The sequence below is a fragment of the Streptomyces sp. NPDC111744 genome (assembly GCF_055634995.1).
In genome coordinates, this window is record NZ_JBVKCG010000010.1 from 274114 (window position 1) to 294206 (window position 20093).

24 protein-coding genes and 3 pseudogenes are annotated in these 20093 nt (G+C 67.9%); 11 read left to right on the forward strand and 16 right to left on the reverse strand.

Going from position 1 to position 20093, the window contains the following annotated elements:
• Position 1: 1 nt before the first annotated feature.
• The 3 genes and pseudogenes from ACZ7OO_RS23800 to ACZ7OO_RS23810 form a co-directional block, all read right to left on the reverse strand.
• Positions 2 to 1342, reverse strand: a pseudogene (locus tag ACZ7OO_RS23800) (tyrosine-type recombinase/integrase).
• Positions 1342 to 1533: a helix-turn-helix domain-containing protein gene (locus ACZ7OO_RS23805; protein ID WP_471507358.1), complete on the reverse strand. Its 192-nt coding sequence runs from the start codon at positions 1531 to 1533 to the stop codon at positions 1342 to 1344. The pseudogene ACZ7OO_RS23800 and the gene ACZ7OO_RS23805 overlap by 1 nt, the downstream one beginning before the upstream one ends.
• Positions 1530 to 3266 carry a replication initiator gene (locus tag ACZ7OO_RS23810; RefSeq protein ID WP_471507360.1) on the reverse strand — a complete coding sequence of 579 codons (1737 nt, stop codon included), beginning with the start codon at positions 3264 to 3266 and terminating at the stop codon, positions 1530 to 1532. Before ACZ7OO_RS23810 ends, ACZ7OO_RS23805 begins: the two co-directional genes overlap by 4 nt.
• A gap of 314 nt (positions 3267 to 3580) precedes the next feature.
• Here ACZ7OO_RS23810 and ACZ7OO_RS23815 point away from each other — a divergent pair, with 314 nt between their 5' ends.
• The 3 genes from ACZ7OO_RS23815 (at position 3581) to ACZ7OO_RS23825 (ending at position 6575) form a co-directional block, all read left to right on the forward strand.
• A complete protein-coding gene (locus ACZ7OO_RS23815; RefSeq protein WP_471507362.1) occupies positions 3581 to 3997 on the forward strand; it encodes a winged helix-turn-helix domain-containing protein in 417 nt (138 codons plus the stop codon).
• Positions 3998 to 4725: 728 nt separating this feature from the next.
• Positions 4726 to 5079, forward strand: a complete 354-nt coding sequence (locus ACZ7OO_RS23820) for a hypothetical protein (protein ID WP_471507364.1) — start codon at positions 4726 to 4728, stop codon at positions 5077 to 5079.
• An 869-nt stretch (positions 5080 to 5948) separates the two neighbouring features.
• Positions 5949 to 6575, forward strand: coding sequence for a hypothetical protein (locus ACZ7OO_RS23825; protein WP_471507366.1), 627 nt, complete (start codon positions 5949 to 5951; stop codon positions 6573 to 6575).
• A gap of 118 nt (positions 6576 to 6693) precedes the next feature.
• On the opposite strand, the gene ACZ7OO_RS23830 is transcribed toward ACZ7OO_RS23825, so the two are convergent.
• The 3 genes and pseudogenes from ACZ7OO_RS23830 to ACZ7OO_RS23840 all read right to left on the reverse strand — a co-directional run.
• On the reverse strand, positions 6694 to 8022 hold the full coding sequence (locus tag ACZ7OO_RS23830) for a tyrosine-type recombinase/integrase (protein ID WP_471507368.1): 1329 nt from the start codon (positions 8020 to 8022) through the stop codon (positions 6694 to 6696).
• Positions 8022 to 8213: a helix-turn-helix domain-containing protein gene (locus ACZ7OO_RS23835; RefSeq protein WP_471507370.1), complete on the reverse strand. Its 192-nt coding sequence runs from the start codon at positions 8211 to 8213 to the stop codon at positions 8022 to 8024. The genes ACZ7OO_RS23830 and ACZ7OO_RS23835 overlap by 1 nt, the downstream gene beginning before the upstream one ends.
• Positions 8210 to 8692, reverse strand: a pseudogene (locus tag ACZ7OO_RS23840) (replication initiator); the annotation flags it as partial. The pseudogene ACZ7OO_RS23840 and the gene ACZ7OO_RS23835, both read right to left, overlap by 4 nt.
• A gap of 311 nt (positions 8693 to 9003) precedes the next feature.
• Here ACZ7OO_RS23840 and ACZ7OO_RS23845 point away from each other — a divergent pair.
• Positions 9004 to 9429 (forward strand): winged helix-turn-helix domain-containing protein, encoded by a 426-nt coding sequence (locus ACZ7OO_RS23845; RefSeq protein WP_471507372.1) that lies wholly within the window; start codon positions 9004 to 9006, stop codon positions 9427 to 9429.
• A 678-nt stretch (positions 9430 to 10107) separates the two neighbouring features.
• Here ACZ7OO_RS23845 and ACZ7OO_RS23850 read toward each other — a convergent pair.
• On the reverse strand, positions 10108 to 10353 hold the full coding sequence (locus ACZ7OO_RS23850; RefSeq protein WP_471507374.1) for a DUF7848 domain-containing protein: 246 nt from the start codon (positions 10351 to 10353) through the stop codon (positions 10108 to 10110).
• The gene (locus ACZ7OO_RS23855; protein ID WP_471507376.1) at positions 10341 to 10583 is read right to left on the reverse strand and encodes a hypothetical protein; all 243 of its coding nucleotides are present in this window, start codon (positions 10581 to 10583) and stop codon (positions 10341 to 10343) included. The genes ACZ7OO_RS23850 and ACZ7OO_RS23855 overlap by 13 nt, the downstream gene beginning before the upstream one ends.
• Positions 10584 to 10838: 255 nt before the next feature.
• Here ACZ7OO_RS23855 and ACZ7OO_RS23860 point away from each other — a divergent pair, with 255 nt between their 5' ends.
• The 4 genes from ACZ7OO_RS23860 (at position 10839) to ACZ7OO_RS23875 (ending at position 13069) form a co-directional block, all read left to right on the forward strand.
• Positions 10839 to 11585 carry a helix-turn-helix domain-containing protein gene (locus ACZ7OO_RS23860; RefSeq protein WP_471507378.1) on the forward strand — a complete coding sequence of 249 codons (747 nt, stop codon included), beginning with the start codon at positions 10839 to 10841 and terminating at the stop codon, positions 11583 to 11585.
• A gap of 2 nt (positions 11586 to 11587) precedes the next feature.
• Positions 11588 to 12058, forward strand: a complete 471-nt coding sequence (locus ACZ7OO_RS23865) for an NUDIX domain-containing protein (protein ID WP_471507380.1) — start codon at positions 11588 to 11590, stop codon at positions 12056 to 12058.
• Positions 12059 to 12188: 130 nt separating this feature from the next.
• A complete protein-coding gene (locus ACZ7OO_RS23870) occupies positions 12189 to 12638 on the forward strand; it encodes a hypothetical protein (protein ID WP_471507382.1) in 450 nt (149 codons plus the stop codon).
• Between the two features lie 47 nt (positions 12639 to 12685).
• On the forward strand, positions 12686 to 13069 hold the full coding sequence (locus ACZ7OO_RS23875) for a hypothetical protein (protein WP_471507384.1): 384 nt from the start codon (positions 12686 to 12688) through the stop codon (positions 13067 to 13069).
• A gap of 90 nt (positions 13070 to 13159) precedes the next feature.
• Here ACZ7OO_RS23875 and ACZ7OO_RS23880 read toward each other — a convergent pair whose 3' ends face one another.
• The 8 genes and pseudogenes from ACZ7OO_RS23880 to ACZ7OO_RS23915 form a co-directional block, all read right to left on the reverse strand.
• Positions 13160 to 14473, reverse strand: a complete 1314-nt coding sequence (locus ACZ7OO_RS23880; protein ID WP_471507386.1) for a tyrosine-type recombinase/integrase — start codon at positions 14471 to 14473, stop codon at positions 13160 to 13162.
• Positions 14473 to 14655 carry a helix-turn-helix domain-containing protein gene (locus tag ACZ7OO_RS23885; RefSeq protein ID WP_471507388.1) on the reverse strand — a complete coding sequence of 61 codons (183 nt, stop codon included), beginning with the start codon at positions 14653 to 14655 and terminating at the stop codon, positions 14473 to 14475. The genes ACZ7OO_RS23880 and ACZ7OO_RS23885 overlap by 1 nt, the downstream gene beginning before the upstream one ends.
• On the reverse strand, positions 14648 to 15952 hold the full coding sequence (locus ACZ7OO_RS23890; RefSeq protein WP_471507416.1) for a replication initiator: 1305 nt from the start codon (positions 15950 to 15952) through the stop codon (positions 14648 to 14650). Before ACZ7OO_RS23890 ends, ACZ7OO_RS23885 begins: the two co-directional genes overlap by 8 nt.
• A 140-nt stretch (positions 15953 to 16092) precedes the next feature.
• On the reverse strand, positions 16093 to 16341 hold the full coding sequence (locus ACZ7OO_RS23895; RefSeq protein ID WP_471507390.1) for a SpdD protein: 249 nt from the start codon (positions 16339 to 16341) through the stop codon (positions 16093 to 16095).
• A 25-nt stretch (positions 16342 to 16366) separates the two neighbouring features.
• On the reverse strand, positions 16367 to 16561 hold the full coding sequence (locus ACZ7OO_RS23900) for a hypothetical protein (protein ID WP_471507392.1): 195 nt from the start codon (positions 16559 to 16561) through the stop codon (positions 16367 to 16369).
• A gap of 16 nt (positions 16562 to 16577) precedes the next feature.
• Positions 16578 to 16661 (reverse strand): annotated as a pseudogene (locus ACZ7OO_RS23905) (mobile element transfer protein); the annotation flags it as partial.
• Positions 16662 to 16847: 186 nt separating this feature from the next.
• Complete coding sequence (locus ACZ7OO_RS23910; RefSeq protein WP_403444069.1) at positions 16848 to 17204, reverse strand: SCO3933 family regulatory protein; 357 nt, start codon at positions 17202 to 17204, stop codon at positions 16848 to 16850.
• A 166-nt stretch (positions 17205 to 17370) separates the two neighbouring features.
• Complete coding sequence (locus tag ACZ7OO_RS23915; protein WP_471507394.1) at positions 17371 to 18162, reverse strand: GntR family transcriptional regulator; 792 nt, start codon at positions 18160 to 18162, stop codon at positions 17371 to 17373.
• Between the two features lie 107 nt (positions 18163 to 18269).
• Between ACZ7OO_RS23915 and ACZ7OO_RS23920 the strand changes: the two genes are divergently transcribed.
• From ACZ7OO_RS23920 to ACZ7OO_RS23930, 3 genes are read left to right on the forward strand one after another with little or no spacing between them, the layout of a single operon-like run.
• Positions 18270 to 18677, forward strand: a complete 408-nt coding sequence (locus ACZ7OO_RS23920; protein WP_471507418.1) for an NUDIX hydrolase — start codon at positions 18270 to 18272, stop codon at positions 18675 to 18677.
• 46 nt (positions 18678 to 18723) lie between these two features.
• Positions 18724 to 19152: an ATP-binding protein gene (locus tag ACZ7OO_RS23925; RefSeq protein ID WP_471507395.1), complete on the forward strand. Its 429-nt coding sequence runs from the start codon at positions 18724 to 18726 to the stop codon at positions 19150 to 19152.
• Entirely contained in the window at positions 19146 to 19550 is a 405-nt protein-coding gene (locus tag ACZ7OO_RS23930) for a hypothetical protein (RefSeq protein ID WP_471507396.1), read from the forward strand. The genes ACZ7OO_RS23925 and ACZ7OO_RS23930 overlap by 7 nt, the downstream gene beginning before the upstream one ends.
• The last annotated feature ends 543 nt before the right edge of the window (positions 19551 to 20093 follow it).

Genomic DNA, 20093 nt, shown 5'->3' on the forward strand with positions numbered 1-20093 from the left:
GTTAGCGGACGGGTGCTGCGCAAACAGGCGGGTCGTCGCCGTCATTGGTCTCGGCGGAGGGCTGGGCGAGTCCGCTGAGTGTGTGTCCGAGGAGGTCGATGGCCTGGCGCTGGAGGCGGAGTCGGACGTGTGCGTAGACCGTCGCGGTCACGCCGATGTGGGCGTGGCCGAGGAGTTCCTTGATGACGACGAGTTCGACGCCTTGTTCGAGGAGCAGGGTTGCTGTCGAGTGGCGGAGGTCGTGAAACCGAATCGGCCGTAGCTTTCCGTCGCGCAGCAGCGCGTTGAAGTGGCGGGTGAGGGTGGCAGGTTCGATCGGGTGCCCGTCGGGTCGCGTGAAGACGTGGCTGCTGCACTGCCAGCGCGAGCCCGCTTCCTTCTACTCCTCGGCCTGCCGCTTGCGGTGAGCGCGGAGGGATGCGACGCACGAGGCCGGCAGGGCGATGCGCCGCTCGGAGCTGATGGTCTTGGTCGGCAGGGTGGCCAGGCCACGGCTGTGGGTGCGCTGGAGGGTGCGGCGGATGCTGACCGTGCCGCCGTCGAGGTCGAGGTCTTCCCAGCGCAGCCCCAGGAGTTCGCCCTTGCGCAGCCCGGTGCGCAGAGCGAGCTCGAACAACGCGGTGTGCCGGTGGCCCTGGACAGCGGTGAGGAAGCGTCGGGCTTCTTCGGCGGTGAGGGGGTTGAAGCGGCGGGGGCGAGGGGTTCCGGTGCGGACGTTGCGGGCAACGTTGCGAGGGATCTCCCCCTCTCGCACGGCGTGCTCCAGGGCGGATTTGAGTACGGAGTGGATGTAGGCGAGCGTGAGCGGGGAGAGCCGCTTGCGGCAGCACTGGCCGATGGCGCAGCAGCGCGGGCGGCGGCTTGCCTGTGCGTTCCGGTCGCGTCCGGCGTCGGTGCCGCGTGCGCAGCACTGGCAGACGGTCCGCAGATCGTTCAGCCAGGTCCGGACGTCCTTGGCGGTGAGCTTCGCGAGCTTCTTCCGGCCCAGGCCCTGTATGAGGTACTGGGCGACGACGGTGGTGTAGCGGGTGTGCGTGGTCTCGCGGAGGTGGTGGACGGCGACGTTCTCCAGCCAGTACGTCAGGTAGGCGGCCAGGCTGCCTTGGGCGGTGACGGCGGGGATGCCGCGGTTGCTGGCGGCGATCTTCTCGGTGAGCTTGGCCAGCGCTTCTTTGCGGGTGGTGCCGTAGACGCGGACGCGTTTGCGGGTGTTGCCGGGGGCGAGGACGTATCCGGCGGCTTCCCAGCGGCGGTCCTTGCGCTGGTAGACGGTTCCGTCGCCGTCGCCGTCGCCGTTGGCGCGGGTGCGGCGGGAAGCGGGGGTGTCGCGGGGTGTGATCATCAGGCGGCGGCTTCCTGATCGAGGCGGGTGCGGATGAAGTCGGTGAGGGCGTGTGCGGGGATGCGGCGGGCTCGGCCGAGAGTGAGCGAGGTGAGCTGACGGGAGCGGATGAGGTCGTAGACGGCGGTGCGGCCTAGTTGGAGGCGTTCCATGACCTGGGGGACGGTGAGGAGTTCCGTGCCAGCGATCACGCGACGGCCCCAGTCCGGACAGCACGGGGCAGCCGATGAGCGGAGTGATCGACCGGGTGACCGGTGGAGTGACCGGCGCGGTCACTGGAGTGCTTCGAGCGTTGGGTTCGGGTCGGTTGCCTGGGCGGGGTCTGCCGTTTCGCGGTCAGGAGGTCGGCGAGGTGTTCGAGTTCGGGCAGGAGACCGATTCCGGCGTACTGCCAGTGGGAGACGACCAGGGTCGTGTCGGAGTCCACGCGCTGACCGGCGATGTTGCCGTGACCGGGGGCCAGATCAGTGGGGTGTCCGTCGCGGTCACCGATCAGACTGCCGTCCGTCTGGCCAGACTGCGTCTCAACCGACGATGGGGCTGGGGTCTGGGTGTCGTGTCGGCGGGTTCGCCAGGCTGTGCGTTCGGCTCGGAGGTGGGCGAGGGTGGTGGAGTAGCGGCGGGTGCGGGTGGAGAAGTGGCCTCGGAAGCCGAGCATGTGGGCCCATTGCCGCAGGCGGAGGTGGGCGTGCCGGGGTTTGGTGGCGAGGTGCCAGGCGGTGTGGATCATGCGGCAGGCGTGTGCGGTGATGTCGTGGCCGACGAGTTCGGCGAGGAGTCGGAGGCGCCGGTCGAGGGTGCCGGTGGTGGTCTCGGCGCCCTTGGTGGCGTACTTGGCGATGTAGGCGGCGACGTGCCGGTCGGTGACCGGGCCACTACCGGTGAAGTCGGTGCCGCGGATCGCGCGGACGTCGATCTGCTGCCCGAATCGGAACACCAACCGCCCTGCCCGAGCTGATCCTTGGGGCTGGGACGCGGGAACGTATCCGGTGGGCTGCGGTTGCCTCGGCGGTTCGCCCTCGTGGTGGATACGGGTGCGTGCGGCGGCGGCGCGGACGGCGTGGTCGAGGAGCTGGGTGGTGGCCCAGGCGGGTGGGGTGCTGCCGGGGCCGGTGGGTCCGTCGAGGCGGATGACGGCGTGGAAGTGGACCTGGCCGCGTTTTTGGTACTCGGCGACCTTGGCGTAAGAGAGCGTGGCGTGATCACGCAGGGACCGCTGCGTGAGCCCCGCCGCTTTCGCGATCTCGCGGCGCAGGTGGGTGGTGAAGCGCGCCCACAGGGCCGGGGCGTGCGCGTTCCACAGCACCGCGCCCGCGTAGTCGTACCGTTCGGGGTCGAGCGGAGTGCCGAGAAGCGGGTCGTTGTCGGGGTGGGTGTGGCCGCAGTGGCAGCGGTTGGTGTCGGGCTGGTTGTGGACGGGGCCGAAGCCGGGGGCGGTGAGGGTGGCGAAGACGCGCGGGTGCGCGGCCACGCTCGCCGAAACGGTCTTTCCGCCGCGCAGTCCGGCGGCGATGAGCTGGTAGGTGTCGTAGCGGTAGACGGTGGAGCAGGCGGGGCAGCGGGTGGCGCGGCGGTTGCCGCAGCGGACGAGCATTTCGCCGGCCGGGAGCTGGCCGGAGTCGAAGTGGTCGAGGATCTCCCCGGTCGCGGTGTCCAGGCGGGTGCGGTCGCCGGTGAGGCGGATCGGGTGCGCGCATCCTCCGAGTCCGGCTATCTGCTGTGCGAGGGGTGCGAGGTGGCCGGTGGCGGCGAGCTTCGCCAGCTTGGCGGTGAGCCTGGCGCGGCGTTCCAGCGCCGATCGCCCTGTCGCCGTTGAGGCTGTGGCGGTGGAGTCTGTCGGGCAGGTCGGCGTCGTGAACGCCGCCGACGGGAACGAGGTGGCTGGAACGATCGCGGGGTACGGGAGTTGAAGCTGTGCGGACATGCGGAAAGGGGCCTTTCGGCGGGAGCGTGGAAGCGGTACGGCGCGGGGTGGCGTAGGCAGGCCGAAATGATCGGCTCACAGGGGAACGGGGCGCCTCGAAGTTGGGCGCGGGGGCCGGACCAAGGGGCTGGTCGGCGGAGGCGCGGTGGTGGTGATCACCGGCGGGTGCGTGACGTTAACATCGACCCACGGGCGCATTCAAGTGCATCCCTCCTCATTCCTTTCTGTGGGCGGCAGGACGCGGGTAGTGTGGGGCCGGTTTCCCGGTTTGGACGGGCCGGAAATAGCTGATAGACGGCACGGAAGGCGGCGGGGTGGGGGGCGTAAAGGCGACGCGGCACGGGCGCAGGCTGACGGGCGGCGGGGTGCAGTTGACGTTCGAGGTCATCGCCGAGATCCTGCGGGAGCAGATTCGCTCCGGCGGGCTGCGGCCGGGTGACGCGCTGCCGACGCAGGCCGTGCTGATGCGGGAGTTCGGGGCCTCCAGCCTGACCGTGCAGAAGGCCATGGCCCTGCTGAAGCAGAACGGGTGGGCGGTCTCCCGCCCCGGCAAGGGCGCCTTCGTCGCTCACTACGACCACACCAAGGACGAAGGCCCGGAGGCGGCGAGCGCTCCTGCGGGCGGGACCATGGTCCGCGTTGAGGCGTTGGAGCAGGCGCTGGCCGAGGCCGCCGAGCAGCTCGCCGAACTCCGCGCCCGTGTTGAGTCCCTGGAGACCGGCGACCGCTGATCCCCTTGCCGGGTGGGTGCGGAGGGCGGTGCGTTCAGATTTTCTTTGCGAGGTTCAAGGCGGCGCCCGCCCGTCTGAGCTGGCCGAACATCGCCGACTGACCCACCGTCGGCCGAGCAGCCGAGGCCCGCGCGAGGTGCTGGCAGACGGTCGGACCCTGGCGCGAGCTGGGCCCAACCTGGTGTCGCCGGAGCTATGTTGTGGGCGTGAAGCCCGCGCGCGTCGCACAGCAAGTTGTCGCCTACGACCGTCCTACGGCCGGATCGCAGGCATAGGGCCGACCAGGGGGCCGACCCTCACGTCCGTCGCCGGGCTCCCCGAGGGCGGTGGCCAGCGTCGTCTCCGGCGGGGAGTGAAGCTCCCGGCGCTCCACCATCGGCCGATCCCTCCCGCCCCGACCTCCGCGCTGTCAGACTGGCCGCGCACGAGCCTCGCCACAAGCCGACCGAGGGCCGGTCTGGCGGCCGACCGCCGAGCCGCCGTGAGCTCACGGCTCCCCTAATTGGTCTAGACCCTTGACGGCAGTAGTGACGGCAACAACCACGAACAACCCCGGCCGAACCCGTACCTCAGCGGACCGCCGAATACGGCTTGACCTGCGAAAACGCAGGTAGAGAGGGGCCGCGTAGCACACGTACTATGTTGTGGCGGGCGGCATCCCGATCTTGGTCCACAATTGCAATAAGGACATACCGAATGTCGCATTGGGTATCAGGAAGGGAGGTGGATTGGAGTCGTTTGCGAGTAAGAATGGCTACACCCACTTCCTCAATGACACGCTCGAAGGCGCATTGGGAAATGTGCGCGACGTGGCAAATGACCATCCCGAGACGACTATTCACGTCAGGCTCGACGGATTCGAGATGAGTGACGGGAGTGAGGGTACTGTCGCACAGCGTCTGGATGATGCAGTTCGTCAGGGCCAGGGTGACAACTGGTATACAACGCAACGGGAAATGGCGTTCTTGGAACGGGCGTTCCGGGTGGAGAACTTGGATAGCAGTCGATTGAGGTTCTATGAGAATGGACAGGATATCTCGGACGATATCTTCGACCAGTCTGAGTTTTTCGGGAGGCGCTAGTGACCAGCGTGCTTGCGTCTTGGGATAGGCCATTTCAGCTTTGGCACTACTCGGTGAGTTACTCGCGGCTGCTCTTCAGGAGCGTCGGGGGCGGACTCCCTGGGCGCGTCGATGTACTCTTCTCGAATGTCCAGGCTATGCATGTAGAGAATACATATGAGCAGCTGGAAATCGAGCTCCGCCCCGATTGGAATCCATGCGGGTTCAGAGATCTTTCGGGGATGCCAGGTCAGTGGTTTTCGCTAAATTCTGTTGCTGGCTTTGTGAGGGCAACGCACTGCGAATGGCACGAAGACGAGGGCAATGCTATGTCTCCTTCTCGATTCGGTCCTTTTCGCCGCACGGATTGATACTGCACGCTTCTAGCGTTTGATCTCTGGGTGCTATAAGCGAAAGTAGAGCGGCCCCGTCGGAGTTTGCTTCCGGTGGGGCCGCTGTGGCGTGCTGAGGGTGTTTGACGGCAGTAGTTGACGCAGCGGCAACACCCACGAACAACCCCGGCCCAACCCGCACCTCAGCGGACCGTCGAATACCACTTGACCTGCGAAAACGCAGGTAGAGAGGGTGCGCGTAGCACACGTACTATGTCGTGGCGGGCGGCATCCCGATCTTGGTCCACAACACCAACGCGGGTTGTCCGACGGGATATGATCCAGAGTTCCCGACCATCAAGCTGACCAATTACCGAGGGAGGTTCAAATGCCTGGCTCAATAAGAATGGATTCCAGCGCCTTCCGGATGATTGGGATGCCCACCATGCCATTCACCAGGAGTTCCGCGATCACCCGGACTTTGCAGGCTTCGACTTCGACGCCCCCTCGAATATGCGTGGCATTCCTGGTAGCAGGATGAATTCGAGGCTTGCGAATGTGCACCAGGAAATCACCAATCAGTGGAAATGGTTTGGTGACATGAACCCGAATGCCACGGGCGCTGAAATTCAAGACTTTGCTGCTCAGATAGAGGCTATGGTGACTATTACTGGCGAGAACCTAAACCAGTGGGCGGACCAGGTAGCTGATCTCGCCTCGAAGTTCACTGCCGGCTTCGAGGCCCGGTTCGGGTACCCGCCTGGGGTTAATGCGCTGGTCAGCGCTACGCCCCAGGTGGGCGAGCAGGCAGTCCAGGCGCTTTCGGGGCATGGGGTTCCGGCGGAACTTCTTCAGTTCTATGCGCGAGTCAAGAGCGTCTCGCTCCCGGACCTTGACAACGGCATCTTCATTCACTCTGCTGATTCGGTGGCCGATGGACTGGCTGGCAATCAACCGACTGAAGTCGTAGGGGCCCTCGCTGAGCGTGTCGTTGTATTTGGTTCGGATGGTGGCGGTGGACTTGTTGCCATGACCGTTCCGAATGGACGCGTTCTCATGCTCCGCAATGGTGCTTTGATGGGCCCACGCTACGAAGTTGAGGAATCTGGAGTGCAGACGCTCTCTGATGGGCTCTGGGGCTTCCTGGAGAGCGTCCGTGCTGACCTGGTACAGGCGCTTCGCTGAATTTGGTAGTGCCACGCGAATGGCTATCCAGCCGTATAGACGGCCATGCGTGAGGCCCCGTCGATCGGGAGATCGACGGGGCCTCTGTGGTGTCTGACGGCAGTAGTTGACGGCAACGTCAGCGGACGGGTGCTGCACAAACCGGCGGGTCGTCGCTGTCGTCGGGCTCGGGAGAGGACTGTTCGAGGTTCCCGAGTGCGTGGCCGAGCAGGTCGATGGCCTGGCGCTGGAGGCGGAGTCGGACGTGTGCGTAGACCGTCGCCGTCACCCCGATGTGGGCATGGCCCAGGAGCTCCTTGATGACGACGAGCTCGACGCCCTGCTCCAGAAGGAGCGTCGCGGTCGAGTGCCTCAGGTCGTGGAACCGGATCGGTCGCAGGTGTGCCTCGCGGAGCAGGGCGTTGAAGTGCCGGGTGAGTGTGGCGGGCTCGATCGGGTGCCCGTCCGGCCGGGTGAACACGTACCCGCTGGCCTGCCAGGCCGAGCCCGCCCGGTCTCGCTCCCCGGCCTGCCGGTCGCGGTGGGCGCGAAGCGAGGTGACGCAGGAGGCTGGCAGGGCGATGCGCCGCTCGGAGCTGATGGTCTTGGTCGGCAGACCGGTCAGCCCCTGGCTGGTGGTGCGCTGGAGGGTGCGGCGGATGCTGGCGGTGCCGCTGTCGAGGTCGAGGTCTTCCCAGCGTAGGCCGAGGAGTTCGCCCTTGCGCAGGCCGGTGCGCAGGGCGAGCTCGAACAGAGCGGCGAGCCGGTGCGTTTGGGTGGCGGCGAGGAACTGGCGGGCTTCGTCGGTGGTGAGGGGGTTGAAGCGGCGGGGGCGGGGTGTGCCGGTGCGGACGTTGCGGGCGACGTTGCGGGGGATCTCTTCCTCGCGGACGGCGTGCTCCAGGGCGGACTTGAGCACGGAGTGGATGTAGGCGAGCGTGAGCGGTGATAGCCGCCTGCGGCAGCACTGGCCGATTGCGCAGCAGCGCGGGTGGCGGCTGGCCTGCGCACGGGGGTCGCGTCCGGCATCGATGCCGCGCGCGCAGCACTGGCAGACGGTCCGCAGGTCGTTCAGCCAGGTGCGGACGTCCTTGGCGGTGAGCTTGGCGAGCTTCTTCCGGCCCAGGCCCGGTATCAGGTACTGGTCGACGACGGCGGTGTAGCGGGTGTGGGTGGTCTCGCGGAGCTGGTGGACGGCGACGTTCGCCAGCCAGTACGCCAGGAAGGCCGCGAGACTGCCTTGGGCGGTGACGACGGGGACGCCGCGGTTGCTGACAGCGATCTTCTCCGTGAGCTTGGCCAGTGCATCTTTGCGGGTGCTGCCGTAGACGCGGATGCGCTTGCGGGTGTTGCCGGGGGCGAGGACGTAGCCGGCGGCTTCCCAGCGGCCGTCTTTGCGCTGGTAGACGGTGCCGTCGCCGTTGGCGCGCACGCGGCGGGAGGGGCTGGTGTCTCGGGGCGTGGTCATCAGGCCGCGGCTTCCTGGTCGAGGCGGGTGCGGATGAAGTCGGCCAGCGCGTGGGCGGGGATGCGGCGGGCTCGACCGAGGCTGATGGAGGCGAGCTGGCGAGTGCGCAGCAGGTCGTAGACGGCGGTGCGTCCGAGTTGGAGGCGCTCCATGACCTGGGGGACGGTGAGGAGTTCGGTGCCGGCGGTCATGCGACGGCTCCCGTCCGGTCAGCGCCGGACGGCTGGCGACCGGGGTGACCGGGTCGGTGACCGCCGGAGTGACCGGGGCCATTCGGTCGACGTCCGTCGGGCCGGGTGGGCCACCTGGCTTCCAGGAGGTCGGCGAGGTGGGCGAGTTCGGGCAGGAGACCGGTCCCGGCGTACTGCCAGTGCGAGATGACGAGGGTCGTGTCCGCGCTGCCGCGCTGACCGACCGTGTCGGCACAGTGACCGGCTCGGTGACCGGCGGTCAGATCACTGCGGTCGTCGCGGTTACCGCGCCGGTCAGAGACCGGCTGCCCGCCGGTGGACACGTTGCTGCCGACGGCCGTCTGCTCCGCGCGCGGGCCGACCGGGGCCGGAGCAGCGGCGTCGGCTTGGCCGGTGCGCCAGGCGGCGCGTTCGGCTCGGAGGTGGGCGAGGGTGGTGGAGTAGTGGCGGGTGCGGGTGGAGAAGTGGCCTCGGAAGCCCGGCGGAAGGCGGAACGTGAGGAGGGGTGGCGCGGGGTGCGCGGGCAGGCCGAAGCGGTCGGCTCACAGGGAAACGGGCGCCTCATAGCTGGGCGCGGACGCCGGGACCGGCGAGGTCTGGTCGGCGCGGGAGCGGTGGTGATCACCGGCGGGTGCGTGACGTTAACATCGCTCCACGGGCGCATTCAAGTGCATCCCTCCTCATTTCTTTCTGTGGGTGGCGGGACGCGGGTAGTGTGGGGCCGGTCTCCCGGTTTGGACGGGCCGGAATCTGCTGGTAGAGGGCACGGAAGGCGGGGGTGGCGGGCGTGATGACGACGCGGCGGGGGCGCAGGCCGGCGGGCGGCGGAGTGCCGCTGACGTTCGAGGTCATCGCCGAAACCCTGCGGGAGCAGATTCGCTCCGGCGGGCTGAAGCCGGGGGACGCGCTGCCGACGCAGACCACGTTGATGCGGGAGTTCGGGGCCTCCAGCCTGACCGTGCAGAAGGCCATGGCCCTGCTGAAACAGGACGGCTGGGCGGTCTCCCGCCCCGGCAAGGGAGCCTTCGTCGCCCACCACGACCGGGCCGACGCAGACACAGGGCCCGACGCGGAGACGGCGTTTGTGTCCGGGGGCGGTATGGCGGCCCGCGTCGAGGCACTGGAGCAGACACTGGCCGAGGCCGTCGAGCAGCTCACCGACCTCCGCGCCCGCGTCGAAGCCCTGGAAGCGGGAGGCATTGAGCGAAGCCGCTGAATCGCCGCCCCCAGGCGGCGCGAGGAACGTGCGTTCAGATTTTCTCTACGAGGTTCAAGGCGGCGCCCGCCCGTCTGAACTGTCCGAACATCGCCGACCGACCCACCGTCGGGCGAGCAGCCGCCCCCCCGCTGAGTGCCGGCGGGCGGCCGGTCCCAGGCGCGAGCGGGGCTCAACCTGGTGCCGTCGGGAGCATGTTGTGGGCGTGGAGCCCTTGCGCGTCGCACAGCAAGTTGTCGCCTACGACCGTCCTACGGCCGGATCGCAGGCACAGGGCCGACCAGGGGGCCGACCCTCAACATCCGTCGCCGGGCTCACCGAGGGCGGTGGCTGGCGTAGCCTCCGGCGGGGAGCAAAGCTCCCGGCCCGGCTCTCGCGCTGCCAGACTGGCCGAGCCCCGCCGCACGCTGACCGAGGGCCTACCCGGCGGCCGACCGCCGAGCCACCGGAAGGCGCCCAGCCTGCCTGATGGTCAAGCCCGTTCACTCTGTGAGGGCCGGGGCTGAAATTCTCCTCGGCTACTCGGCGGCCAGAAGACCATGGCCATGAGTACGGCCCGCACGTGAAGGCCCGTCCCTGCCGGGCTGACGAGGACGGGGGAGCCTCGATCGGTCGCGCCCGGCAGGGACGGGAGTCGGGTGGGTCAGCGCGGTGCGGCTCCGGGGCGAGCAGGGCCGGTCACGGCTGGCGCCACGTCCGCCAGGGCCGGGTGATGATCTCCCGGTAGGTGTGGTGGGACGGGTTCTGGCCGCAGTGCCGCAGCACCCAGTTCTGCGGCTCGGCGAAGTCCTCGCTCGTCGGCGACGTCTCTCTGTCCACGGCGCACTGCATCGCGTACAGAACCGGCTCCGCGTCCGGATCGCGGTCGGGCTGGAGAGTCCAGGTCTCGTAGCGCAGGACCGATCGAGGGGTCACCGTCCCCACCTCCGGTTGGCCACGGCCACCTTGGCGCTCAGCTCCTCGGCCGGGGTCGGCGGGCGTACGTCCTGGGGCGGTACGTCCCACTCCCGGCCACCGCGCGGCGGCCGAAGCTGCACGTACGACCCCACATGCCCCATGACCACGCCCACCTTGCCGTTCCGTCGGTCGACCACCAGGGCGCCGACATTGGGCGAGACGGTGTGCCCGTCGGTATCAGGGGTGGGGGCCGTCATCGTGACCACCCCGGCGAGGCGGTGCGCGATCGGGCGTCCAGCCGCAGGGCGGGAACAGATGGGGTGGTGCTCTTTCGCACGGTGACGCTCCTCGGCGGCGTGGATGCGTGCCCCTGGGCCCGTCGGTGCCGCAGGGTCGGCACCGATCCTCACGCCGGTCACCGGGACGAAGGAACCTCCACCAAACCCCACTTCGGGACGTCCCGCACCATGTAGAACGTCCCTGGTGCCGTCCTGAGACGAAGGGGGAGACTCATGCCGAACGAGAGACTACGAGCCGTCATGGCGGCCGGAGGCTGGACGTACGCGACCCTCGCCCAGGAGGTCGAGGTCGACCCCAAGTCGGTCGAGCGCTGGGTGAACCTCGGGCGCACCCCACGCCGTACCACAGCCCTCCAGGCGGCCCGAGCCCTGGGAGTAGACGTGCACGCACTCTGGCCGGCACTCCGCCAAGCCCGCCCCGCCCGCGCCATCAGCCCCGAACTGGTCGCGCTCTACGAGCAGCGGGCCGACATCCCCGTCTCGACGTTCACCGACCTCCTCGCCCAGGCCCGGAAACGGATCGACATCCTCGTCTACGCAGCCGTCTTCCTCCACGAGGCGTACCCGCGGCTGAACGAACTCCTCACCGAACGCGCCGCCGAAGGCTGCACCGTCCGTATTGCGATCGGGGACGCCGACAGCGACAACGTCCAAGCCCGCGGCCAGGAGGAGCGGTTCGGCCACGGCATCGAATCCCGCTGCCGCCTCGCGCTCATGCACTACAGGCCGCTCGCCGGCAGACCCGGCATCGAGGTCCGCACCCACGGCACCACGCTCTACAACTCCCTCTACCGCGCCGACGACCAGCAACTCGTCAACGCCCACGCCTGGGGCGTCAACGCCTACGCCGCCCCCGTGTGGCATCTTCGCCGACATGAGACAGGCGGCATGTTCGACACCTACGCCGACAGCTTCGACGCCGTATGGGCGACTGCAACCCCCGTACAACAGGAAGGCTGACCGTGGCCCGCACCGAGCACTACGACGACCCAGCCGCACCCAAGCCGAACAGCATGGTCGTCGCCGCCTCCGCTGTCGTCACTGACGACCACGGGCGCATCCTCCTCCAGCGCCGCTGCGACAACGACCTGTGGGCACTGCCCGGCGGCGGCATGGACCTCACCGACTCCCTCCCCGGCACGGCCGTCCGCGAAGTCAAGGAAGAGACTGGCCTCGACGTCGAGATCACCGGCCTGGTCGGCACCTACACCGACCCGAAACACATCATCGCCTACACCGACGGCGAGGTCCGGCGACAGTTCAACGTCTGCTTCACCGCCCGCATCACCGGCGGCCGACTGGAGATCTCCGACGAGTCCACCGAACTACGGTTCGTGCCGCCGGAAGAGATCGAGCAGTTGCCGATGCACCACACCCAACGACTCAGGCTCCAGCACTTCCTGGAACAGCGCGAAAGGCCGTACCTGGGCTGAACCGCCTGACGGCAGTAGCGACGGCAACAACCCCGCACAACCACGGACACCCACGCACTTCACCGGACCAGCAAACTGCGCTTGACCTGCGAAAAGGCAGGTCGAAGGCTTCGCGTAGCACACGTACTATGTGCTGGCGGGTGGCACGCCGATCTTGGTCCATAACACCGACGGAGAAGGTTGTCGGGTTGACCTCGGTGATGGAACATTCCTGCATCCTGATGGGTCCATTCGAGATGCAAAGGGCCACTACGCCGGCACAACCGGTGCCCAGCCAGGTGCCAACAATGAAGAAACTGTCTGGGATCACTTGCAAACCGAGGGTGCCACCGTGGTGCGCCAGGAGGTAGGCGTCCGAGTGCCAGGATTTAAGCTCCGGAAGTATGACGGGCTGGCCAATATCGATGGTTCCTGGTATGGAATCGAAACAAAGGGTGCATCGGCTGGTCGTAACCCTGATCAGAGGCTCTTTGATGATTGGCTGAACACGCCAGGTAATACAGCCGTCACTACAAACGGGATTGAACTGAGTGGCGTCTTTGACGCCTGGGTGCCGCAGGATCGGCCGCCGGCCGGGTGACAGGCACACGGGCAGGCCAGGCTGGAGGTCTGGCCTGCCCTTGTTCTATGCTTGCCTATCCCGAGGTGGCCGATGTTCATGGGAGTCGAGTGATGAGCTTTGATCTCGCGTTCTGGTACTCAGCGGATCCGGTCGATGGTACGAGTGCGCTTGGAACTTACCGGGCGATTCTCGACGAAATCCCTGAGGCTGTAGTGCCGAATGTGGCGGTCGGCGATTTTTTGGCTGACGTCGTAAAGGTCTTCCCGGATCTGACTGAGGAGAATATGGATAGCTCTCCTTGGATGAGTCCTCTCTATTTCAGTGACGCTTTCGTTGTGGCGAGTATTTCTTGGTCTAGGCAGCAGGTGATGGCGCGAGCTCTTGCTGCTCTGGCGCGTAAGCACGGTCTCGTTTGCTTTGACCCACAGGTGGAGTCCGTCATTTCTTGACCGAGAAGTCTGGAAGCGGATATAGGCCCCGCAGGAATGGCATTCCGGCGGGGCCTCTGTGGTGTCTGACGGCAGTAGTTGACGGCAACGTCAGCGGACAGGTACCGCACAGAGCGGTGTATCGTCGCCGTCCTCGGTCTCGGACGCAGGCGCCGAGAAGTTACCGAGGACATGGCCTAGGAGATCGATGGCCTGGCGCTGGAGTCGGAGGCGGACGTGGGCATACACCGTCGCGGTCACCCCGATGTGCGCGTGGCCCAGGAGCTCCTTGATGACGACGAGTTCGACGCCCTGCTCCAGGAGCAGTGTCGCCGTTGAGTGGCGGAGGTCGTGGAACCGGATCGGTCGCAGCTGTGCGTTGCGGAGCAGTGCGTTGAACTGTCGGGTGAGAGTGGCGGGTTCGATCAGGTGTCCGTCGGGTCGTGTGAAGACGTGGCCGGTGTCACGCCAGTCTGAGCCCGTTTTCTCCTTCTCCTGTGCCTGGTGCTTGCGGTGAGTACGGAGTGAGGTGATGCAGGAGGCCGGGAGTGCGATGCGTCGTTCGGAGCTGATGGTCTTGGTGGGGAGGGTGGCCAGGCCCTTGCTGCTGGTGCGTTGGAGGGTGCGGCCAATGGTGGCGGTGCCGCCGTCGAGGTCGAGGTCTTCCCAGGGCAGGCCGAGGAGTTCGCCTTTGCGTAGGCCGGTGCGCAGGGCGAGTTCGAAGAGTGTGGCGTGCCGGTGATTCTGGGCGGCGGCGAGGAAGCGTCGGGCTTCGTCGGCGGTGAGGGGGTTGAAGCGGCGGGGACGGGGTGTTCCGGTGCGGACGTTGCGGGCGACGTTTCGGGGGATCTCCTCTTCGCGCACAGCGTGTTGCAGGGCGGATTTGAGTACGGAGTGGATGTAGGCGAGCGTGAGCGGGGAGAGGCGCTTGCGGCAGCACTGGCCGATCGCGCAGCAGCGCGGGCGACGGCCGGTCTGGGCGTCGGGCTTGCGGCGGGCGTCGATGCCGCGTGCGCAGCACTGGCACACGGTCCGTAGGCCGTTGAGCCAGGTGCGGACATCCTTGGCAGTGAGCTTGGCGAGCTTCTTCCGGCCGAGGCCGGGGATGAGGTAGTGCTTAACGACGGCGGTGTAGTGGGTGTGGGTGGTGTCGCGGAGGTGGTGGACGGCGACGTTGTTTAGCCAGTAGGTCAGGTAGGCGGCCACGCTGTCTTGGGCGGTGATGACAGGGACGCCGCGGTTGCTGGCGGCGATCTTCTCGGTCAGCTTGGCCAGTGCCTCCTTGCGAGAGCTGCCGTAGACGCGGATGCGCTTTTGGATGTTGCCGGGGGCGAGGACGTATCCAGCGGCCTCCCAGCGGCCGTCCTTGCGCTGGTAGACGGTCCCCTCCCCGTTGGCGCGAGTCCTCTTGCGCGGTACGGGCATCAGGCGGCCTCTTCCAGGTGGTGGCGGATGTATGTGTCGAGGGCGGAGGTCGGGATACGGCGGGCACGGCCGATGGTGAGGGAGTGCAGTCGGCGGGAACGGATCAGGTCGTAGACCGTGGAGCGGCCCAGCTTCAGCCGTCGCATAACCTCTGGAACCGTCAGCAGCTCGTCGTCAGGCATGAGTGGGTTCTCCTTCCGTTCCGGGGGCGGGTTCGAGGGATGTGGCAAGCCAGGTCTCGGCGGCGCTGAGGCCGGTGCCGGCGAAGACCCAGTGCGCGAGGACGTATGTCGTGCCCGGCTGAGGGTTGGCGGCTGCTGTCGCCGCTTGTGCTCGGCGCCATTCGGCGCGGGCGTCGCGGAGGGCGCCGAGGGTGGTGGAGTAGCGGCGGGATTTGGTGGAGAAGTGGCCGCGGAAGCCGAGCATGTGGGCCCAGGCGCGTAGGCGGAGGTGTTCGAGGTCTTTGCGGGCGCCGAGGGTCCAGGCGGTTCGGATGAGGCGGCGGGCGTGGTCGCTGATGTCGAGTTGGGCGAGTTCGGCGGCGAACTTCAGCGGCCGGTCGAGTGCACCCGTGGCTGTTTCGGCGCCTTTGGTGGCGTACTTGGCGATGTAGGCGGCGACGGCGCGTTCGGTGATTTCCTGGCCGTCGTTGAAGTCGGCTGATCGGATGGTGCGGACGTCGAGTTGGCGGCCGAAGGTGAAGGTGTGGGTGCGGTCGCCGAGGGTCGGGCCGTCGACGCGGACCTTGGTGGCAGCGGCCTGGATGGCGTCGGTGAGCAGTTCGGCGGTGGCCCATGCCGGGGGCGGGGTGTGGCCGCCTGTCGGGCCGTCGATGCGGATGACTGCGTGGAAGTGGACGGCGCCGCGCTTCTGGTACTCGGCGACCTTGGCGAAGGAGACGCGGGCGTGGTCGCGTAGGCGTCGCTGTGATAGGCCCGCTCGCTTGGCGACCTCCCGGCGGAGGTAGATCGAGAAGCGTCGCCAGAGGGCGCCTGCGTGGGCGTTCCAGAGAACGGCCGCTTCGTAGTCGTAGGTGTCCGGGGCGAGCGGAGTGCCGAGGGCGTCGTCGTCCTGGTCGTGGTGGGTGCTGCAGCGGCAGGCCCGGCCGTCGGTGCGGCGGTTGTGGACCGGGCCGAAGCCGGGGGCGGTGAAGGTAGCGAAGACGCGAGGGTGAGCGGCGACCTGCTCCGGGGTGCCTTTGCCGCCTCGGAGCCCGGCGGTGATCAGCTGGAAGGTGTCGCGGCGGTAGACCTCCGCGCAGGCCGCGCAACGGGTGGTACGGCGGTTGTTGCAACGGACGAGGAGTTGGCCGGCCGGGAGGGCCGACGAGTCGAGGTGCTGGAGCACACGGCCGATCTCGCCCGTCGTGGTGTCGAGGTCGTATTCGGTGCGGTGGCCGTCGAGCCGGATCGGGTTGGTGCAGCCGCCGAGGCCGGAGAGCTGTTGGAGGATGCCCGGCAGGGCGCCGTGCTGGGCCAGCCTGGCGAGTTCCGGGAGCGGGGGCTGGGTGGTGCGGGTGAAGATGGCTGTCTCCTTCTGACGGGATTGGTCAGGAGTGATGGGCCCCGGGGCGGCCGGATGCTTGGCGGTGTCGTGGCCGCCCCAGGGGTCGGCGCGGATCAGCGCCGGTTGTGTTCGCGCAGCAGGGAGCGCAGGACCACGGCGGCGATGGCCACCGCGATGGCCGACACGGCGACGGCGGCCAGGAGCGCGGTGAGGACCACGCCACCTGTGAGCACGGCGACGACGGCGCCGGTACTGACGGAGACGGCTGGGAGCGCGGAGCGTCGGACGGGGGCCGGGTCGGTCGGGGTGTGGGTGTGCGTGGGTGGCGGGGTGGGGCTGTCGGGGTACTTGGGCAGGAACACGGCCAGGTTCTCCTTATCTACTCGTCTAGTCATGTGAGCCGTTTGTGACGGTCACGCCGGTACGCGTGCCGGATTCGATGGCGGGGGCCAGGAAGGTGTGGGAGAGCCAGAAGCCGAAGAGGGCGACCAGGATGACGACCCAGGCGCGGACGCCCAGGAACCTGACGGCGTCCCAGGCGAAGAAGCCGAGTACGACGACCAGCGGGAGACTGACGGTCACGGTGTTCGGGGTCCCTTCAGCGGACGGGGCAGCGGTGGGTGCGGGCGGCGAGTTCGGCGGTGGCCCGGCTGTCGTAGTCGGCGGAGAACCCGCAGCCGGGAGGGCGCCACGGTCAGGCCGCAGGCCTCCATGACCGAGCCGTACGAGCTGAGCAGGCGGACCGTGGACATCGGGCCGCCGACCGCGGACCAGTAGACCGCCGGGTACTTGGCCCGGGTGTAGGCGGCCCCGCCGCTGAGCGCGGCGAGGGGACCGCCCACCTCCAGGAGCGTTGTCAGATCGGTCATCAGGCGGTGGCCCCCATGGCGGCCGGGAACGCAGCCGGAGTGACGGCGGCGGCCCGGTACGCAATGCCGTGACGCTGCTGCCCGTTGAACACGGACTCCCACGGCCGTGCGATGAGCCCCGGCAGCGAGACGGGCGAGCCGAGGACGAGCCCTTCCGAGACACCGCCCTCCGGCACGGTGACCTTGATCAGCGAGGACTCCCCGTCCTCGATGTAGACGACGCCGATGGTCATCAGCGCCTCACCGCTCACGGCGTCCTTGGCGATCTCACCGGTCTGGCGGTCGCGGACCTTGGGCTCAGGAGCCTCGGTGAGGAGGATCGTGGCGGCGGTGGTCTCCACACGGATGGTGCGCACAGCTGCCTATCTACTCGTCTATACATGTAGCGATCTGTGAACCCGATCTCCCGGGCTCACGACGATCACCCTGCCACACAACTTGGACACTCGTCTATACGAGTATGCGTGTTGGGGTGTACGGGTTCGGGGAAGCGTGCCCGCGCACCACCGCAAATCATGACGATCAGGTCGCCGGAAGCTGGTACGACAGGACGTAGGCGTCCGCCGCCATGACCGTGTCGCAGACTTCGACGGGTCGCCCCTCGGTGTCGAAGGCGGTACGGATGAGGTGAATGACCGGCACGCCGGAGGCCAGCCGGAGCGTCTTCACCTCGTCGGGGGAGGGCATCCGGGCGCGGATCTCCTCCTCGAAGTGATCGAGACGATGCCCCAGCTCTTCGAGTCGGGCGTAGATGCCGCCGGGACCGGGGTTGGGTTCGGCGATCTGCGTACCGCGGGCGATGTCGAGGGGGAGGTAGGAGGTGGCGAACTCGACCGGCCGGCCGTCGAGGAGGTACCGGCGCCGCCGGGCCAGCACACGCCGCACGGAGCCGAGCCGGGTGGAGACGTCCTGACTGGCTTTCTCCTCCTTGACCTCAAGGCTGTCGACCTGCGGGTGACTGCCGGCCGCATCCGCCTCCACGATGAACGCGGACTTCCCCTGCTCCCGGTGCCGCCGGGCGAACCGGTCGGAGGCGAGGCGCCGCACGGGAGGCCAGGGCCGGACGAACACACCCTTGCCGTGCTCGGCATGGACGAGCCCTTCCCCCTGAAGGATGGAGAAGGAGTTCCGGACCGTCATCCGGGACACCCCGTAGTGCTCGACAAGCTCAGCCTCTGAAGGCAGCTTCTCGCCCTCTCTGAACCGCCCACGGTCGATGGCTTCGCGCAGCTGGTCGGCGATCTGCCGGAAGACCGCACGATCGCTCGTGGGGTCGAGATCTCCGAGGAGGCCCGAAGGAAGAGCAGGGCTCACTTGTACTCCTTTAGGTATCTAGACGAGTGGGCGAGTGTTGTTGCTACGGTGGAGAGCCTAGCCAGCCGAGAGGGCCGAGGAACGTGAGCACAGAACGCCCGCACTCCGTGAGCGTCGCCGGGGTCGTCATAGACGCCCGCGGCCGGGCCCTCCTGATCCAGCGCCGTGACAACGGCAAGTGGGAACCGCCGGGCGGTGTCCTCGAACGCGAGGAGACCATCCCCGAGGCCCTGCAACGCGAAGTCCTCGAAGAGACCGGCATCAAGATCGCCCTTCCGGCGACGTTGACCGGCGTCTACAAGAACATGACGGGCCTGATCGTCTCCCTGGTCTTCCGCTGCGAGGCCGCCGACGGCACGCCCACGACCGGCGACGAGACCCGTGCCCTGCGTTGGGCCACCCGTGAAGAAGTCTCCGAGCTTGCCGACGAGGCCTACGCCATCCGCGTCCTGGACGCGATGGACGCGGTTTCTACACCGGCGATCCGCGCCCACGATGGCGTGAAACTCGTCTAGCCCGAACCCGCTGCACATGGCGGCCTACCAGCACGAAGGAACTTGTATGCACGAGTATACGAGTACAGCCCGGGTCTGGGGGCTCAGTTGCCCAGGTTTCCCGGAAGAGGTCAGCCGGGCCCGCCGCTGGACCCGCGACATCCTGCGCGGCTCCCCTTTAGCCGAAGACGCCGAACTGATCGTGAGCGAGCTGAGCGCGAACGCGATCCTCCACACCGCCAGCGGTCAGGAATCGGGCAGCTTCCATCTGGCTCTCGCAGTGTCAGCGCAGGTGGTCGCCTTGTCGGTCACGGACGACGGAGGCGCCGGCACAGCCCCGAAAGCCGGACGCCAGGACCAGGACGCCGAGCACGGCCGAGGCCTGGGCATGGTCAGCGCCATCGCCCACCGCGTCGTCGTCCACGAGAGCGACAGCGGACACACGGTCACCGCCGAGCTGTTCGCAGGCCCCCGCACCGGAGGTCACCCATGCTGATGGACAAGCCGCAGCGGGGCTACTGGTGCGAGTGCTGGACCGAGAACATCACGGAGGAGACGTGGCCGGTCCTCCGGGCATCCTTCGACGCGTACTCAGCCCCACAGGCTGACAGATGGGTAGCGATCGCGCTCCGCACCATCTCACCGGCACTCGACCCCGACGCGTCCCAGGAAGCATGGGAATGGCTGTACGACGGCCGCATTGCGACAAGGCAAGCTCTCCTGCGCGCCGAGGCCTGCACGGTGACAGTCACCCAGGCCGACACCCGCATCACATGGATGATCCGGCCCGTGGTCTTCCTGCCACTGGCACACCGCCAAGGCGCCGAACTCCCGCCCTGCACACAGGACTTCAAACCACACACAGCACTCCAGGCGCCCCACACACCCGACTGAGTTACAACTTTCCTTACAGGTTCAAGGCGGCCCGCTGGCGCGGCCCGCGCGCGCCCGGCCCTGCGGGGCCGCCGCCCGCTCCTGTCTCCGCCCCGCTCGCCGACGACCCCGCCGGACCAGGCGCGCAACAGCCAGCACAGCGAACCTTTCAGGGGCTCCGCCCCAGACCCCGGCCCTCCCTCCGAGGGGCAGGGGGCGCCGCGTGTGGGTGCGGCTTCGTCGTGGTGTCGGTTTCGGGGTCGTGGGAGGGGGTCCCTCGTCGCCCGGTCACCGGAGGCGTACCAGGAACCCCCGGGGGCCGCCAAGGCCGAGCGCACGCGTCACGAAGTGAGCCTTGACGGCCCCCGGAGAACCCTGGCACGGCAAAGCTGCCCGACCGACGAGGGACCCCCTCCCACTCAGGCCCAGAATCTGCCGGAGGCTGACTCCGGCCGGCGGACGGCCAACTCCTAGTACTACAGGGCTAGATCTGGATCATCTGGAGCCTTAGCCGCCTTCGGAAATGGTGGCGTCGTGCCTCCGCCTGATGCGCGCGCCGCCAGA